The sequence below is a fragment of the Phytopseudomonas daroniae genome, assembly GCF_004327275.1.
GTDB classification, from domain to species: Bacteria; Pseudomonadota; Gammaproteobacteria; order Pseudomonadales; family Pseudomonadaceae; genus Aquipseudomonas; species Aquipseudomonas daroniae.
In genome coordinates, this window is sequence record NZ_QJUJ01000008.1 from 14,923 (window position 1) to 30,253 (window position 15,331).

Here is a 15,331-nt window from a genome sequence, read left to right on the forward strand (position 1 = left end):
AACTTGCTGCTTGAAGCTTGCAGCTTGTGGCTGCTATCGCCTTGTAGTGTGTCTTCTTCCGTCATTCGAGATAACCATGCGTCCTGCCCGTGCCTTGATCGATCTGCAAGCCCTTCGTCACAACTACCAATTGGCCCGTGAACTGTCCGGTGCGCGCGCGCTGGCGGTGATCAAGGCGGATGCCTATGGGCATGGTGCGGTGCGGTGCGCCCAGGCGCTGCAGGACGAAGCCGACGGCTTCGCCGTGGCCTGTATCGAAGAGGCACTGCAACTGCGCGAGGCCGGTATTCGTGGGCCGATTCTGCTGCTCGAAGGGTTCTTCGAGGCCAGTGAGCTGGCGTTGATCGATCAGCACGACCTATGGTGCGTGGTACATGCCCAGTGGCAGCTCGAAGCCATCGAGCAGGCCGAATTGACGCAACCTCTGACTCTCTGGCTGAAACTCGACAGCGGCATGCACCGCGTCGGTTTTCATCCAGCCGATTATCAGGCTGCTTACAGGCGCCTGCTGGCCAGCGGCAAGGTGGCGAAGATCATCTTGATGAGCCACTTCTCCCGCGCCGACGAGCTCGATAGTTCGCGTAGCGACGAGCAACTGGCGGTGTTCCAGCAGGCCCGTGAGGGGCTGGCTGCGGAGGTCAGCCTGCGCAACTCGCCAGCGCTGCTGGGTTGGCCGAGCATTCCCAGTGACTGGGTACGCCCCGGCATCATGCTCTACGGCGCCACGCCTTTCGAGCAGGCTCACGATGTGGCTTCCCGCCTGCAGCCGGTGATGACGCTGGAGTCCCGGGTGATCAGCGTGCGCGATCTGCTGGCAGGAGAACCCGTCGGTTACGGCGCGCGCTTCACCAGCGAACGCGCTACCCGGGTGGGGGTGGTCGCCATGGGCTATGCGGATGGCTATCCGCGTCATGCTCCGACCGGCACGCCGGTGCTGATCGACGGCTTGCCGTCGCGAATCATCGGCCGTGTATCGATGGACATGCTCACCGTCGACCTCAGCGATCTGCCAGGCGCTGGCCTGGGCAGCCGTGTCGAATTCTGGGGCCGTGGCGTGCTGGCCAGTGACGTAGCCGTCGCGGCGGGTACCATTCCCTATCAGCTGTTCTGCAACGTACGGCGCGTGCCGCTTATCTATAGCGATAGCTAAGCCAGGGTGTTTCGAGGTGTTCAGACTGTTGTAAATACTGAACACTGTTGCCATGATACGGCCAATTCCATGTCTTCCCTGGGGGCATCCTGCATTGGACGTCGGTCTACGCCTGCAATCCATCCGTAAGCTCAAAGGGCTTTCCCAGCGCGAACTCGCCAAGCGGGCGGGGGTTACCAACAGCACCATCTCGATGATCGAGAAGAACAGCGTAAGCCCCTCGATCAGTTCGCTGAAGAAGGTGCTGGCGGGCATTCCCATGTCCCTGGTGGAATTCTTTTCCCTGGAGGCCGAGCAGGACAATCAGGTGCAGGTGGTCTATCGCGCCAGCGAGCTGACCGACATCCATAGCGGTGCGATCACCATGAAACTGATCGGCAAGGCTCACCCGAGCCGGGCCATTTCCTTTCTCGACGAAACCTACCCGCCACACAGCGATACCGGCCTGGAGATGTACACCCACGAGGGCGAGGAGACCGGCATGCTGGTCGAAGGGCGTCTCGAACTTACGGTCGGTGACGAGGTGTTCATTCTCGAAAGCGGCGACAGCTACTACTTCGAGAGCAGCAAGCCCCATCGTTTTCGCAATCCCTTCGATCAACCGGCCCGGTTGATCAGCGCGACCACGCCGGCGAACTTCTAGAAAAATCGCGACCTGCCACGCCTGGCGCGTGGCAATCTGCGACACCGTTGATCTGCGTCACGAGATCGATAACCCTGCGACAAGTTGGGTCATGTCCGGCGTTTTGGCCAGTCGTTATACTTCGCGGGCTCGCGAAACCGTGGCCGCGAGCGTGACTAGCCACCCATGAGGGCATCTGTGTGAACCCAATTAGAAGCATGCTGGTAGTGCCGGCAATTGCCCTGGCGCTATGGGCCGTGAATGCCCAGGCTACCGCCGACGAGGCGATTGCCGAGCGGATCAAACCCGTCGGGCAAGTGTGTATTTCCGGGCAGGAATGCAAGGGTGTCGAGGCCGTTGCCGCGGTTACCGGCGGTGCCACGCGCAGCGCCGACGATATCGTCGCCAGGCACTGCACTGCCTGCCACACACCGGGGCTGCTTGGTGCACCGAAGATCGGCGACACCGCTGCCTGGAAAACCCGGGCAGACGAGCTGGGCGGTATGGACGGCATCCTCGCCAAGGCGATTTCCGGCATCAACGCCATGCCGCCGAAGGGCACGTGCGGCGACTGTTCGGATGACGAGCTGCGTGCCGCCATCGAGAAAATGTCCGGTCTGTAAGCGGCGAATTTCCCGCCTGACAGAGCCGCCTCAGGGCGGCTTTGTTGTTGCAGCGTGACGAGAATATGCAGCAAAAGGCGTGTTGGGCAGTCCAACGGACACTGCCGTGTCCATTTGCCTGGAGAGCTGCATGCCCCAACAGTGTTCCATCGAGCAAGCCGTTGACCGCGTTCTGGACGAGATCGACGGGCCCATTCATCTGGGCCTGCCGCTGGGGCTGGGTAAACCCAATCGCTGGGTCAACGCCCTGTACGCGCGCCTGCGCGAAATGCCCGAGCGTCAACTGACCATCTACACCGCCTTATGCCTGGGGCGGCCGCGCGCAGGATCGGATTTGCAGCGGCGCTTTCTCGAACCCTTCGTCGAGCGGGTGTATGGCGACTATCTGGAGCTGGACTTTCTCGCCGACCTGCAGGGCGACACACTGCCGGCCAATGTGCGGGTCGAACAGTTCTTCCTGCAGCCCGGCAGCCTGCTCGACAGTGCCCCGGCGCAGCAGGACTACACCAGCAGCAACTATAGCCACGCCGCCCGTGACATCAATGCCAAGGGCATCAACGTGATCGCCCAACTGGTCGCCCAGGATGCCACTCGCCCCGGCCATTTCAGCCTGAGCTGCAACCCTGACATCACCCTGGATCTGCTGCCCCTGTTACAGGCGCGGCGTGAACGTGGCGAACCCATCCTCAGCCTGGTTCAGGTGCATGACCAGTTGCCCTATATGGCCGGCGACGCCGAACTGCCCCGTGAGACCTTCGATATCCAGGTGCGGGAGTCCGAGGTCTGCACGCTGTTCTCCACGCCAAACATGCCGGTGACGGTGCAGGATCACTGCATCGGCCTGCATGCCAGCACGCTGGTGTGCGATGGCGGTACCCTGCAGATCGGCATTGGTGCCATGGGCGATGCGGTCAGCGCTGCCTTGCTGATGCGTCACGCCGATAATGCCAGCTACCGTGCGGTGCTGGGCGACCTGCAGGAGGGGCATGCGCATCCGTTGACCGATATTCTTGGCGATCTGCGGCCATTCGAAGAAGGGCTTTACGGCTGCAGTGAGATGTTCGTCAACGGCCTGTTGGCGCTGGCTGAGGCGGGCGTGATACGTCGCGTCGTTTACCCCGATGTGCGGGTGCAGCGGCTGGCCAGCGCCGGTGCGCTGGATACCAATGGCCATCCGCGCAGCGTGCAGGCCTTGCTCGACGCCGGCTTGCCGGAGCGCCTGGACGAAGCGACGCTGAGCTGGCTGCAGGACGGCGGCCTGCTGGATGCCAACCTGAAACTGCAGGGTGAAAACCTGCTGCTGCCGACCGATCAGCAATGCTCCACCGAACTGTCCGACCCGCTCAGCCAGGCGGTGCTCAGGGATTACCTGACGCCAGCCAGGAACGGCGTACGGGTGCATGGCGGTTTCTTCCTGGGCCCGCAGTCTTTCTATCAGCGCCTGGCCGAGATGGATGTTAGACAGCGCAGCCGCTTCGGCATGACCGGCATCGGTTTCATCAATGAGCTGTATGGCCAGGAAGAACTCAAGCGCCTGCAGCGCGTCGATGCGCGGTTCATCAACAGCGTCTTCACCGTCACCGCGCTCGGCGCGGCGGTGGCCGATCAACTGGAAGATGGCCGTGTGCTCAGCGGTGTGGGCGGGCAGTACAACTTCGTCGCTCAGGGCCATGCACTGCCTGACGCGCGCTCGATCCTGCTGCTGCGCAGCTGGCGCGAATCCGCAGGCGAGGTGAGTTCCAATATCGTCTGGGAATACGGCCACGTGACCATCCCCCGCCATCTGCGTGACGTGGTGATCACCGAATACGGCATCGCCGACCTGCGTGGCAAGACCGATGCACAGGTGATCGAAGCCTTGCTCGGCGTCAGCGACTCGCGCTTCCAGGCGGAGCTGATGGCGCAGGCGATAGAGGCAGGCAAGTTGCCGAAGGATTTCCGCCTCGACCCACGTTTCACGAACAACACGCCCGAGCGACTGCAGGGGATCGCGGATCGGCATCGGGCGTCGTTCGCGGAGTATCCGCTGGGCAGCGATTTCAGCCCGGAGGAGCAGGAATTGCTGCGCGCGTTGACCTGGCTGAAGGGCAAGTTTCGCCTGAGCGAAGTGTTGGAGCTGGGCAAGGCGGCGCTCGATGCGCCGCCCGCCGAGGCCTTTCCCGAGCAACTGCAGCGCATGGGGCTGGAACAGCCCGACGGCTTGCGTGAGGATCTATATCAGCGCCTGCTGCTGGCCGGGCTGAAGGCGACCGCTATTCGAGGAAGGTGACCTTGCCGCCCGCCAGGGACTGGATGCGCGCCAGAGATTCGATGCGATAACCCTGGGCATCCAGCTCGGCACGGCCGCTCTGGAAGGACTTTTCGATCACCACGCCGATACCGGCGATGCTGGCGCCAGCCTGGCCGATCAGGTCGATCAGTGCCTTGGCGGCGTGGCCGTTGGCGAGAAAGTCGTCGACCAGTAGTACGTGATCGCTGGCGCTCAGGTGCTTGGAGGAAATGGCCAGGGTGCTTTCGGTCTGCTTGGTGAACGAGAACACCTTGGAGATGTAGAGGTTGTCCGTGAGCGTCAGCGACTGGTATTTGCGGGCGAAGATCACCGGTACACCCAGCTCCAGGCCGGCCATCACCGCGGGGGCGATACCGGAGGCTTCGATGGTGACGATCTTGGTGATGCCCTGATCCTTGAAGCGCTCGGCGAACTCGTGGCCGATCTGCTGCATCAACTGTGGGTCGATCTGGTGATTGAGAAAGGCATCGACCTTGAGCACCTGCTCGGACAGGACGGTACCTTCACTGCATATCTTCTGTTTCAACGACTCCACGATCGATCCTCTGGGCTCAAGAGCAAAGCGGCGGATTTTCCCTCAAAATGCCGATCATTTGTAGCGAAACCGCACGCGGGGCAGGTGAACGTCCGACGGCTGACGCGCTTGGGATGCCCGTGGGCCGATGACACAGCCGCTCTCGATCCCGTCCCTGGGCTATTAATCCAGAGGATCAGGCGCTCTTGGTCAGGCGCCGCAGGATGTCCTTGGGAATGCCGCGGGTATCCAGTGGCAGCTTGTCCGGGGCGGGCTCCAGGCCCAGTTCGAGTAGCCAGTTGAGGGCGTATTCGCGCAATTGCTTATGCTCGTAGTCGTGCCATTGCTGGCGCAGCACAGGGAAGTAGTCGATCTCGTAGTCGAAGGCGCGTAGCGGCTTGCGCCCGGTCAGTGCCGCGCTGAGCAGCGGGTGGGCGTTGAGATCGTCGAGGGTGAACAGAAAGGATTCACGCATGGCCACGCGCTGGGCCACGTCGAGATTGGGCACGGCGGCGTAGCGATCGGGCTGCAGTTGGATCTGCTGGCGTTCGTCGCTGCCCTGATCTTCCGGCGACAGGCTCAGCACCGTGCCGGCCTCCATGTCGAGCCAGTGCTCCAGGGTTTCGCGACCGTTGATCAACTGGGTCAGGGTATCGAGGTCGAGAGTGAGCGTGCGCATGGTTCCGGGCCTCTTTGCAGAAGTAGCTTCACGATAACTGGTCGGCTGCAGCGACCAGTCTTTCACTCTGACTCCGAAATGTTACGCAGGTGCCAATCGACCTGTCGGGTGGCGATCCAGAGTTCACAAGTGATGTTCGTCGCGACATCGGCCGCTCGAAAAGCGATCGCCTGCAAGGCCAGGCGCCGCTACACAATTTGGCGTCTGGCACTTGTCGCTCGCGAGCCATAGCCCTGTAGGAGCTGCGGGGGCGCCTAGCCTTGCCAGCGATCAACTCGGTCGGGCGAGAACAGATGCTCCTGCGTAAGCGTTGTAAGGCGGATCTCAGGGCCGTAGCCCGGGTTGAGCGCAGCGATACCCAGGGGCTTGCTCCCGGATGTCGCTGCGTAGGTAGTAGGTGAGTCGCCGTTTCAGCGTTTGAGCATGGCGCGCATATTGGCCAGGGCGTCGTTGCCGCGGGCGGCTTTGACTTCCACGGGGGCTTCTTCCTGGCCTTCCCAGACCAGATCCTCAGGCGGCAATTCGTCGAGGAAGCGGCTCGGGGTGCATTCGATGATCTCGCCGTACTGCTTGCGCTTGGCGGCGAAGGTCAGGGCCAGGTTGCGCTTGGCGCGGGTGATGCCCACGTAGGCCAGACGCCGCTCTTCCTCGATGGTGTCGGCCTCGATGCTGGAGCGGTGGGGGAGGATTTCCTCCTCGAAGCCGATGATGTAAACCGAGGGAAATTCCAGCCCCTTGGAGGCATGCATGGTCATCATCTGTACGCCGTCGGCGCCTTCTTCCTCTTCCTGCTGGCGTTCGAGCATGTCGCGCAGTACCAGTTTGCCGATGGCGTCCTCGATGGTCATGTCGCCCTCTTCATCCTTGTCGAGGGTGTTCTTCAGGGCGTCGACCAGGAACCAGACGTTGCCCATGCGCGCGTCGGCGACCTTGTCGCTGGAGGCGTTCTGGCGCAGCCAGTTCTCGTAGTCGATGTCCATGACCATGCTGCGGATGGCGGCAATCGGCTCGTTGACCACGCACTGTTCGCGTACGCCGTCCATCCAGCGTTTGAAGCGCGCCAGACGTTCGGTGTAGCGGTTGTCCAGGTGCTCGCCGAGGCCGATTTCGTCGCTGGCGGCGTACATGCTGATCTTGCGTTCGTTGGCGTAGTTGCCGAGTTTTTCCAGGGTGGTCGAGCCGATTTCCCGGCGCGGTACGTTGATCACCCGCAGAAAGGCGTTGTCGTCGTCCGGGTTGACCAGCAGGCGGAAGTAGCTCATCAGATCCTTCACTTCCTGACGGGCGAAGAAGCTGGTGCCGCCGGAGAGGCGATAGGGAATCTGATGGTGCTGCAGTTTCAGCTCCATCAGCTTGGCCTGGTAGTTGCCACGGTAGAGGATGGCGAACTCGCTGTACGGGCGCTGGGTGCGCAGGTGCTCGGTGAGGATTTCCAGGGCCACGCGCTCGCACTCGGCGTCTTCGTTGCGGGTGCGGATCACGCGGATCTCGTCGCCCATGCCCATTTCGCTCCACAGCTGTTTCTCGAACACGTGAGGGTTGTTGGCGATCAGGATGTTGGCACATTTGAGGATGCGGCTGGTGGAGCGATAGTTCTGCTCGAGCATCACCACCTTGAGCGACGGGTAGTCTTCCTTGAGCAGGTTGAGGTTCTCCGGCCGCGCGCCGCGCCAGGCGTAGATCGACTGGTCGTCGTCGCCGACCACGGTGAACTGGTTGCGCATGCCCACCAGCATCTTCACCAGCAGGTACTGGCTGGCGTTGGTGTCCTGGTATTCGTCCACCAGCAGGTAGCGGATGCGGTTCTGCCACTTTTCCAGAATGTCCTGATGCTCTTGGAACAGCTTCACCGGCAGCAGGATCAGGTCGTTGAAGTCCACCGCGTTGTACGCCTTGAGCGTGCGCTGGTAGTGCAGGTAGACGATGGCGGCCGTCTGCTCCTTCGGCCCGCGGGCGTTGGCCAGGGCTTCGTCGGGGAGAATCAGGTCGTTCTTCCAGCTGTCGATGGTGTTCTTGATCTCATCGGCACCATCGTCGCCCGCGTACTCCTTCTGCATGATGTCCGTCAGCAGCGCCTTGATGTCGCCGTCGTCGAAGATCGAGAAGCCGGGCTTGTAACCCAGGCGCGCATATTCCTTGCGGATGATATTCATGCCCAGGTTGTGAAAGGTCGACACGGTCAGGCCGCGGGCCTCGGGGCCCTTGAGCAGGGTACCGACGCGCTCCTTCATTTCGCGCGCGGCCTTGTTGGTGAAGGTCATGGCGACGATGTGTTGGGCGCGCACGCCGCAGTTCTGTACCAGGTGGGCGATCTTGCGAGTGATCACGCTGGTCTTGCCGGAACCTGCGCCGGCGAGCACCAGAAGAGGGCCGCCGACGTAGTTCACGGCTTCCTGTTGCCGGGGATTGAGTCGGGACATCGAGTCTATCGCGAAGGGAAATGGCCGCGCATTTTAGCTGAAAGTCGCAAGCCATTCGTTGCTTTGATAGAGGAACCGACGGCCGCCATCTGTAGCGGATAGATGATGACGAATCCCTTGCGGTTATGTGACCGTGTTGGCGACGGGTTTCGCCGATGGGCTTGTCGACTCTGCGCGTTTGTCGCAGGATGTCCCGCGATTCACACGGAAGTGCTTGATTTGACGCCGGATATGGCGCACTCAGGGGCGATTCTTGTCCATACTTTCGTGCATCGAGGGAGTTTTCTTGAGCGCATTCGTTGAGCCATTGCGCCTGATCCTGCTGGCTGAAACGCCGCAGTGGAGCGAGTTGCTGCACGAACGCCTGGAGGCTCTGGGCGGCCCGGCACCCTTGATCTGTGCCTCCAGCTGGCCAGCCGCCGAGGCGCTGCTGGCGCAGAGCCACGATGTCGTATTGCTGACCACTCCGGCCCACCTGCCTGCCCCTGAGCAATGTAGCGTGCCGATCATCCTGTTGCTGGAAAGCGAGCCTGTACAAGCGCCGGCTCAGGCCTGCGACTGGCTGGTGCGCGACCAATTGAGCGATGACGTGGTGCGTCGTTGCCTGCGCTACGTACGCGAGCAGGGCCGTTTGCGGGCCACCTTGCAGAACCTGACCGAACAGGATGCGCTGACCGGCATCGCCAACCGCCAGGGCTTCCAGACCCTGCTGGCGGCGCGCCTGGGCGATCACCGTCGCCGCGGTCTGGCGCTGGTGCACCTGGATCTGGACAACTTCCATCAGGCCAACGACACCCTCGGGCACCTCGCCGGTGATCATCTGATCCAGCAGGTGGTGGCGCGTCTCAAGCTTCACCTGGGGCGTGGCGATCAACTGGCCCGCCTTGGCGGCGACGAGTTCGCCCTGTTGCTCGACACCCGTGACGATCCCACACGCGCCAGATCCTGGGTGCAGCGCGTGGCCGATGCCCTGGGCGAACCTTATTGGGTGGAAGGCGAAAGCCTGTTGCTGGGGTGCAGTCTCGGCGTGGTTCAGGCCAAGCCGGCGAGTAGTGCCGACACGCTGATGTGGCACGCCCATGTCGCCATGCAGCAGGCCAAGAGCAGCCAGGGCTGCACCTTTCATCTGTATGACGATCGTCTGGATCGCGACATGCACAGCCAGGCCGACCTGCAGCGCGACCTGCGCCGGGCGCTGCGCCGTGAAGAGCTGCAACTGCACTATCAGCCGCGGCTTTGCCTGCACACCGGCGCCATAGTCGGGCTGGAAGCGCTGGTACGCTGGAAGCACGAGCGGCACGGCCTGTTGATGCCGGGCTCGTTCGTGCCGTTGGCCGAGGAGTGCGGGTTGATCGTACCGCTCGGCTACTGGGTCATCGATCGCGCGTTGCGCGACATGCAATGGCTGAGCGAGCGTGGTCATGGCGCGCTGCACATGGCGGTCAATCTGTCGTTCCGTCAGTTCCAGGACAGCCAGTTGCTGCCGACCCTGGAACGCCTGATCGAAAGCTGTGGCATCGACAGCCGCTGGCTGGAGTTCGAACTTACCGAAACCGCAGTGATGCGCCGCAGCGAGTACGTACAGCAGACCATGCGCCGCCTCGGTCACCTCGGCGTACGTTTTTCCCTGGACGATTTCGGCACCGGCTTCTCGTCGTTCGAACATCTGAGCAACCTGCCCATTGCCCTGCTGAAGATCGACCGCAGCTTTGTAACCGGCATGGAGCTGCGCCCACAGAGCCAGCAACTGGTGCAGGCGATGATCAACCTGGCGCACAACCTGGATCTGCAGGTGGTGGCCGAAGGCGTGGAGGGCGCCGAACAGCTGCAACTGCTGCGTGAGTTCGGCTGCGATCAGGTGCAGGGCTATCTGGTCAGTCGCGCCGTGCCGCGTGACGAGCTGGATAGCCTGCTCAGCCGTGGGCGGCTGTTACCGTCCGGCTTACGGGAGCGCTGAATATGCCTGGGGCACACGCCGCGCGGCTCTGCCCAGAATCCGTCCGGTCTTGACCTCGAAGGCCAGGGTCAGGGCAATGGCAGCGCAGGCCAGGCCGCTGGCCAACCCCCACCAGACACCATGGGCACCCCAGCCGAAGTGGAAAGTTAGCAGCCAGGCCATCGGCGCGCCGATCAACCAGTAGCAGCCCAGGCCGACGAAGAAGGTGGTGTTGGCGTCCTTCAAGCCGCGTATCGCGCCCATGGCAATGTTCTGGATGCCGTCGAACAGTTCGAACCAGGCGGCGATGGCCAGCAAACTCACCGCCAGGCTCACCACCTCCGCATAGGCAGGATCGAAGCGGTCGACGAACAGGCCGACCACCCAGTACGGTGCCAGCCAGAACAGGCTGGCGAAACCCAGCATGCATACCGCGCCGATGGCGATGCCCAGGCGTCCGGCCCAGCGTGCGTGCAACAGCCGACCGGCGCCATAGTGCTGGCCGATACGGAAGGTCACCGCGTAGGAAATGCCCACTGGCACCATGAAGGCCACATAGACCGACTGGATGGCAATCTGGTGAGCGGCCAACTGCGTGCTGCCCAGTGCACCCATGCACAACACCGCAAAGGCGAATAGCGCGGATTCCACGGCGTAAGTGCCGCCAATCGGCAAGCCCAGGCGCAGCAGCTCTTTCAGCTCGGCGCGGGCAGGGTGGCGCAGGCCCTGAAACCAGGGATAGGCGGCGTAGGCACGGTGACGCAAGGTGTGGATGGCGAGCAGGATCGCCATCACTGTACTGACCAGGGCGGTGACCATGCCGATGCCGGCCAGCCCGAGTGCCGGCAGACCGAACCAGCCTTTGATCAGCGCATAGTTGAGGACGAAGTTGGCCAGCGCGCCGCCCAGGCTGATGGCCATCACCGGGCCGGGCCGGCCGATGGCGGCGGTGAAACCGCGCAATGCCATGAACGTCATGTAGCCGGGCAGGGCGAACAGCAGCGCCTGCAGGAAGGTCATGGCATTGCCGACGTTGGCGGGTGACTGGCCGGCCCAGAGCAGTGCGGGGGCTAGGTTCCACAGCAGCAGCCCTGCGCCGAGAGCCAGTGCCCAGCCGAGCCACAGGCCAGTACCGAGCAGACGGGTTACCCCCGGTGTATCGCCAGCGCCATGGCGGATGGCGACCAGGCTGCCGACTGCGGCAATCACCCCGACACAGAAAATCGACACGAACGAATAGCTCGCCGCACCCAGGCCACCGCCCGCCAGTTCCTGCGGGCCGAGCAAGCCCATCATCACCGTGTCGGTGAACACCATCAGCACGTGCGCCAGCTGCGCGGCGATCAACGGGCCGGACAGGCGCAGGATGGCGATGAGTTCCAGGCGAAGGGCGTGGCGATCCATGAGTTATGCTCAGAAGATTACAGATTCCGGGTCTGTCCGCGGCCTGCGCTGAGGAACCGCGGATATTAGCCGAGTACGTGAAAGGGCGTGTTTGGTGGGGGTTGAGTCGCTATTCTGGGGGCTCTGGCGCGATGTCACAAAAGGAAAAAAGCCATGCCATGCATGATTAATACTCATGGTTGCGAATCGTGAGCCGGCGTTTGCCAGCGCTGTACGCCTTGCGCGCCTTCGAAGCTGCGGCCCGTCATGGCTCGTTCACCCGCGCCGCCGATGAACTGGCGATCACCCAGAGTGCGGTGAGCCGGCACATCCGTACCCTGGAAGGCCATTTCGCCTGCCGCCTGTTCGAGCGCCGCGGGCGCACCCTGCACCTGACCGAGCCAGCGCGCCTGTTGCTGCCCGGCGTGCGCGATGGCTTCGACTCTCTGGAGCGTGCCTGTGCCACGTTGCGGGTCGACGACAGCATCCTGCGTCTCAAGGCCCCCTCGACCCTGACCATGCGCTGGCTGTTGGCGCGCCTGTCACGCTTTCGCGCCCAGCACGGGGATATAGAAGTACAACTCACCAGCGCCTGGATGGACATCGACCGCGTGGATTTCCTTCACGAGCCGTTCGATTGCGCCGTGCTGCTCGGTAACGGTCTGTTCAATGAAGAATGGCAAAGTGCGCTGCTGTTCGAGGAATGGCTGATTCCGGTCTGCGCGCCAGGGTCGGTGGCGGGCGATAAATGGGATCTGAGCCACCTGCAACAGGCCGAGCTGGTGCATCCCACGCCGGATCGTCGTGACTGGCGTCGCTGGTTGCAGGCCATGGGGCTGGAAGACAGCGTGTCGCTCAAGGGCGGCCAGGTATTCGATACGCTGGAGTTGGGCATCGTCGCTGCAGCCCGTGGTTATGGCGTGTCGATTGGCGACCTGGCGATGGTCGCCGAGGATGTCCTGCAAGGGCGGTTGGGCTTGCCCTGGCCGACGGCGGTGGCCAGCGGCGACAGTTATCACCTGGTGTGGCCACGAGCACGACGCGGTCAGGAGCGATTCGAGCGACTGCGCGATTTTCTGCTCGGGGAAGTCAGGGCGATGCAGTTGCCAGAGGTCGAAATGCGTCGCTGATGCCTGCGGAACAACATTTTCGTTGCGCCACTTAGAAATTGTAGTGATTGCGTCATGGTGCTCATTGACGCACTAAAGCACTCAAGTATTCTCCGCGCTCGCCGAAATAGGCGGCTTATCAATTACTCCATACAAGGACGATGTGGAGCTTTGGAGATGCATCATGACCCAACCCCGTTCCCGTATCGCCTGGCAACTGGCGACGGCCCTGGCCGCCATGCTGGTACTGCTGATCAGCGTCAGCACGCTGTTCGCCCTGCGTTCGTTGAGCAGCGCCAACCTCGTTACCCGTGAAGAGCATCTGGGCAGCGAAGCGCGTCTGCTGGCCGACCAACTGAGCACTTTCCACGACAGCCTGCGCGAAAGCACGCAGCGGCTGGCCGGGCTGTTCGAACGGCGTTTCAGCAGCGGCTTGAACGTCAGCCCGGACGAGCGGGTCACTGTCGGCTCTCTGCAGGCTCCCGTGCTCTACCTGGGTAGCACACGGTTGAACAATGAATTCTCCGAGGTCGATGAATTCCGCCAGCTCACCGCTGGCGTGGCGACCATTTTCGTGCGCGATGGCGATGATTTCGTCCGCGTCACCACCTCGCTGACCAAGCAGGACGGCGGCCGCGCCATCGGCACCGTGCTCGACCGTAACCATCCCGCCTACGCACGGCTGCTGGCCGGCAACAGCTACGTTGGCCGGGCGTTGCTGTTCGAACGCTTCTACATGACCCAGTACACCCCGGTGAATGACCGCGCCGGGCGGGTGATCGCCGTACTGTTCGTCGGCTTCGATTACACCGACGCCCAGAACGCCCAGTTCGCCAACCTGCAGCGCTTTCGTATCGGTAGCACCGGTTCACTGGCGCTGCTCGACGATCAGGGCAAGTGGCTGGTTCCGCCCTATGCCGCGCAGCGCCCCGAGCAACTGAGCGCGAACATGTCCACCGTGCTGGGCACGCCGGGCAAAGGCGGTTTCTGGAGCGATGGCGAGCAGCAGTTCTACAGCGTCGCCGTACCCTTCGCCGGAGGCCCATGGACGGTCGTGGCAAGCATGCCGGAGGAAGAGATTCAGGCCGTGACCTGGCGTGTCGGCAGCCAACTGGCAATCGGCAGCCTGGTGACCTTGCTGCTCGCCGTGATCGCGGTGATCTGGCTGCTGCGGCGCAAGCTGCGTCCGCTCGGCGACCTGGTGCGTCAGGCTCAGGCGCTGGGCGCCGGTGACCTGAGCGTGCGCCTGGAAGTCACCAGCAATGACGAGATCGGCGAGCTGTCGCGCAACTTCAATCAGATGAGCGCGGCGTTGTCGACCATGGTCGAGCGCATCCGTGGCGCTGCCCAGCATGTCAGCCAGCGTGCCGAAGCACTTTCCGGTCTATCGCGCGGAGCCTATGAGGGGATCGAGCAGCAGTCCGGCGAGATCAGCAGCATGGCCGGTGCTGTGGAAGAGTTCAGCGCCACATCGCTGAACATCGCCGACAACATGCGCAGCACCGAGCGCATGGCTAGCGAGAACGCCAGCCAGACGCGCATCGGCCGTACCTCGATGGAAGAGGCGTCCAACGCGCTGGAGCAGATATCCTCGTCGCTGAACAGCGCCGCCCAGGTTATCGACAGCCTCGGTCAGCGTTCCCAGGAAATCGGCGGCATCCTCAGCGTCATTACCTCCATCGCCGACCAGACCAACCTGCTGGCGCTCAACGCCGCCATCGAAGCCGCCCGTGCCGGTGAGCAGGGCCGCGGTTTCGCCGTGGTCGCCGACGAAGTACGTAGCCTGGCCGGCCGAACCCGCGAGGCGACCACCGAGATTTCCAGCATGATCGGCAGCATCCAGGGTGAAACCAGCAGCGCCATCAGCACCATGGAGCAGGGTCGCCAACTGATGCAGAACGGCCTGGAGCTGAACGCCAAGGTCGCGGCGGCGCTGACCCAGATCGCCGAGCAGACCAGCGCCGCTGGCGATCAGTTCGCCGCCATCACCACCGCGACCAGCGAGCAGAGCAGCACCGCGACGCTGCTCAGCAGCAACCTGCAGAGCATCGCCCAGGCCAACGGCGAGCAGCGCGAAGTTATCGCCAACCTGGCCCACACCTCCAGGGAACTGGAGACGCTGGCCGCCGATCTGCACCGCGAAGTCGAGCGCTTCCGTTAAGTCTTCCCTGTGGTAGGCGGAGCTGACCAACAGCTTTGCCTATCGTCCAGCTGATCCTGCTCAAGGGGCCGAAACCTTCTGTCATCGTTGTGAAAGCACCCTGTGCCAGGCTCACTGCCGGGCACGGGGTTTTGCTCGTGAGGGCCACGGCTGTGCAGCATTTCGCCGCGCTTTGTGTGGAATCCAAAACGCTCGGGAAACGACAGTGCCGTCAGGGAAAATTTTTGATTGATCTGAGCGGGGCATGGTCTTAAAGTCCGCGGCCGAACGTCCATGCTGGCAACGATCCATCCGGCTCAAGTACTGACGACGAGAGGTTGCGGCGCCCGATTCCAGGCACGGCAATTCTCGGCGACATGCCTTGGGAAGTAGGCGAACCAAAGTGGGGAAACTGATCAGACGTTCCAGGCCTGGCAGCAGGCTTTCCGGCCGATTGCACGATGG

General features: G+C 62.8%; 11 protein-coding genes. 7 read left to right on the plus strand and 4 right to left on the minus strand.

The annotated features are described in order from the left end of the window. Positions 1–76: 76 nt before the first annotated feature. From alr to DNK10_RS17850, 4 genes are all read left to right on the plus strand, one after another. Positions 77–1,150: an alanine racemase gene (gene alr / locus DNK10_RS17835; protein ID WP_131192479.1), complete on the plus strand. Its 1,074-nt coding sequence runs from the start codon at positions 77–79 to the stop codon at positions 1,148–1,150. A gap of 94 nt (positions 1,151–1,244) precedes the next feature. After that, positions 1,245–1,793: a cupin domain-containing protein gene (locus DNK10_RS17840; RefSeq protein ID WP_131180134.1), complete on the plus strand. Its 549-nt coding sequence runs from the start codon at positions 1,245–1,247 to the stop codon at positions 1,791–1,793. A gap of 179 nt (positions 1,794–1,972) precedes the next feature. Continuing rightward, on the plus strand, positions 1,973–2,395 hold the full coding sequence (locus DNK10_RS17845; RefSeq protein WP_131192480.1) for a c-type cytochrome: 423 nt from the start codon (positions 1,973–1,975) through the stop codon (positions 2,393–2,395). Between the two features lie 130 nt (positions 2,396–2,525). Beyond that, positions 2,526–4,664: an acetyl-CoA hydrolase/transferase C-terminal domain-containing protein gene (locus tag DNK10_RS17850; RefSeq protein ID WP_131192481.1), complete on the plus strand. Its 2,139-nt coding sequence runs from the start codon at positions 2,526–2,528 to the stop codon at positions 4,662–4,664. On the opposite strand, the gene DNK10_RS17855 is transcribed toward DNK10_RS17850, so the two are convergent. From DNK10_RS17855 to rep, 3 genes are all read right to left on the minus strand, one after another. Then, the gene (locus DNK10_RS17855; RefSeq protein WP_131180137.1) at positions 4,648–5,220 is read right to left on the minus strand and encodes a xanthine phosphoribosyltransferase; all 573 of its coding nucleotides are present in this window, start codon (positions 5,218–5,220) and stop codon (positions 4,648–4,650) included. The two genes, DNK10_RS17850 and DNK10_RS17855, sit on opposite strands and share 17 nt — an antisense overlap. Before the next feature lie 175 nt (positions 5,221–5,395). Further along, positions 5,396–5,878, minus strand: coding sequence for a UPF0158 family protein (locus DNK10_RS17860; RefSeq protein WP_131192482.1), 483 nt, complete (start codon positions 5,876–5,878; stop codon positions 5,396–5,398). A 410-nt stretch (positions 5,879–6,288) separates the two neighbouring features. After that, positions 6,289–8,298: a DNA helicase Rep gene (rep, locus tag DNK10_RS17865; RefSeq protein ID WP_131192483.1), complete on the minus strand. Its 2,010-nt coding sequence runs from the start codon at positions 8,296–8,298 to the stop codon at positions 6,289–6,291. Positions 8,299–8,584: 286 nt separating this feature from the next. Here rep and DNK10_RS17870 point away from each other — a divergent pair, with 286 nt between their 5' ends. Then, positions 8,585–10,255: a putative bifunctional diguanylate cyclase/phosphodiesterase gene (locus DNK10_RS17870; RefSeq protein ID WP_131192484.1), complete on the plus strand. Its 1,671-nt coding sequence runs from the start codon at positions 8,585–8,587 to the stop codon at positions 10,253–10,255. Here the strand turns inward: DNK10_RS17870 and DNK10_RS17875 are convergent. Next, positions 10,241–11,638, minus strand: a complete 1,398-nt coding sequence (locus tag DNK10_RS17875) for a NorM family multidrug efflux MATE transporter (protein ID WP_131192485.1) — start codon at positions 11,636–11,638, stop codon at positions 10,241–10,243. The two genes, DNK10_RS17870 and DNK10_RS17875, sit on opposite strands and share 15 nt — an antisense overlap. A 188-nt stretch (positions 11,639–11,826) precedes the next feature. Here DNK10_RS17875 and DNK10_RS17880 point away from each other — a divergent pair, with 188 nt between their 5' ends. Together DNK10_RS17880 and DNK10_RS17885 are read left to right on the plus strand one after the other, a co-directional pair. Then, on the plus strand, positions 11,827–12,747 hold the full coding sequence (locus DNK10_RS17880; RefSeq protein ID WP_131192486.1) for a LysR substrate-binding domain-containing protein: 921 nt from the start codon (positions 11,827–11,829) through the stop codon (positions 12,745–12,747). A 163-nt stretch (positions 12,748–12,910) separates the two neighbouring features. After that, positions 12,911–14,887, plus strand: coding sequence for a methyl-accepting chemotaxis protein (locus tag DNK10_RS17885; RefSeq protein ID WP_131192487.1), 1,977 nt, complete (start codon positions 12,911–12,913; stop codon positions 14,885–14,887). The last annotated feature ends 444 nt before the right edge of the window (positions 14,888–15,331 follow it).

Excerpts from the sequence above, each read along its gene's own strand:
- alr (WP_131192479.1), top strand. The coding sequence starts at position 77 with ATGCGTCCTGCCCGTGCCTTGATCGATCTGCAAGCCCTTCGTCACAAC.
- DNK10_RS17850 (WP_131192481.1), top strand. The coding sequence starts at position 2,526 with ATGCCCCAACAGTGTTCCATCGAGCAAGCCGTTGACCGCGTTCTGGAC.
- DNK10_RS17860 (WP_131192482.1), bottom strand. The coding sequence starts at position 5,878 with ATGCGCACGCTCACTCTCGACCTCGATACCCTGACCCAGTTGATCAAC.
- rep (WP_131192483.1), bottom strand. The coding sequence starts at position 8,298 with ATGTCCCGACTCAATCCCCGGCAACAGGAAGCCGTGAACTACGTCGGC.
- DNK10_RS17875 (WP_131192485.1), bottom strand. The coding sequence starts at position 11,638 with ATGGATCGCCACGCCCTTCGCCTGGAACTCATCGCCATCCTGCGCCTG.
- DNK10_RS17885 (WP_131192487.1), top strand. The coding sequence starts at position 12,911 with ATGACCCAACCCCGTTCCCGTATCGCCTGGCAACTGGCGACGGCCCTG.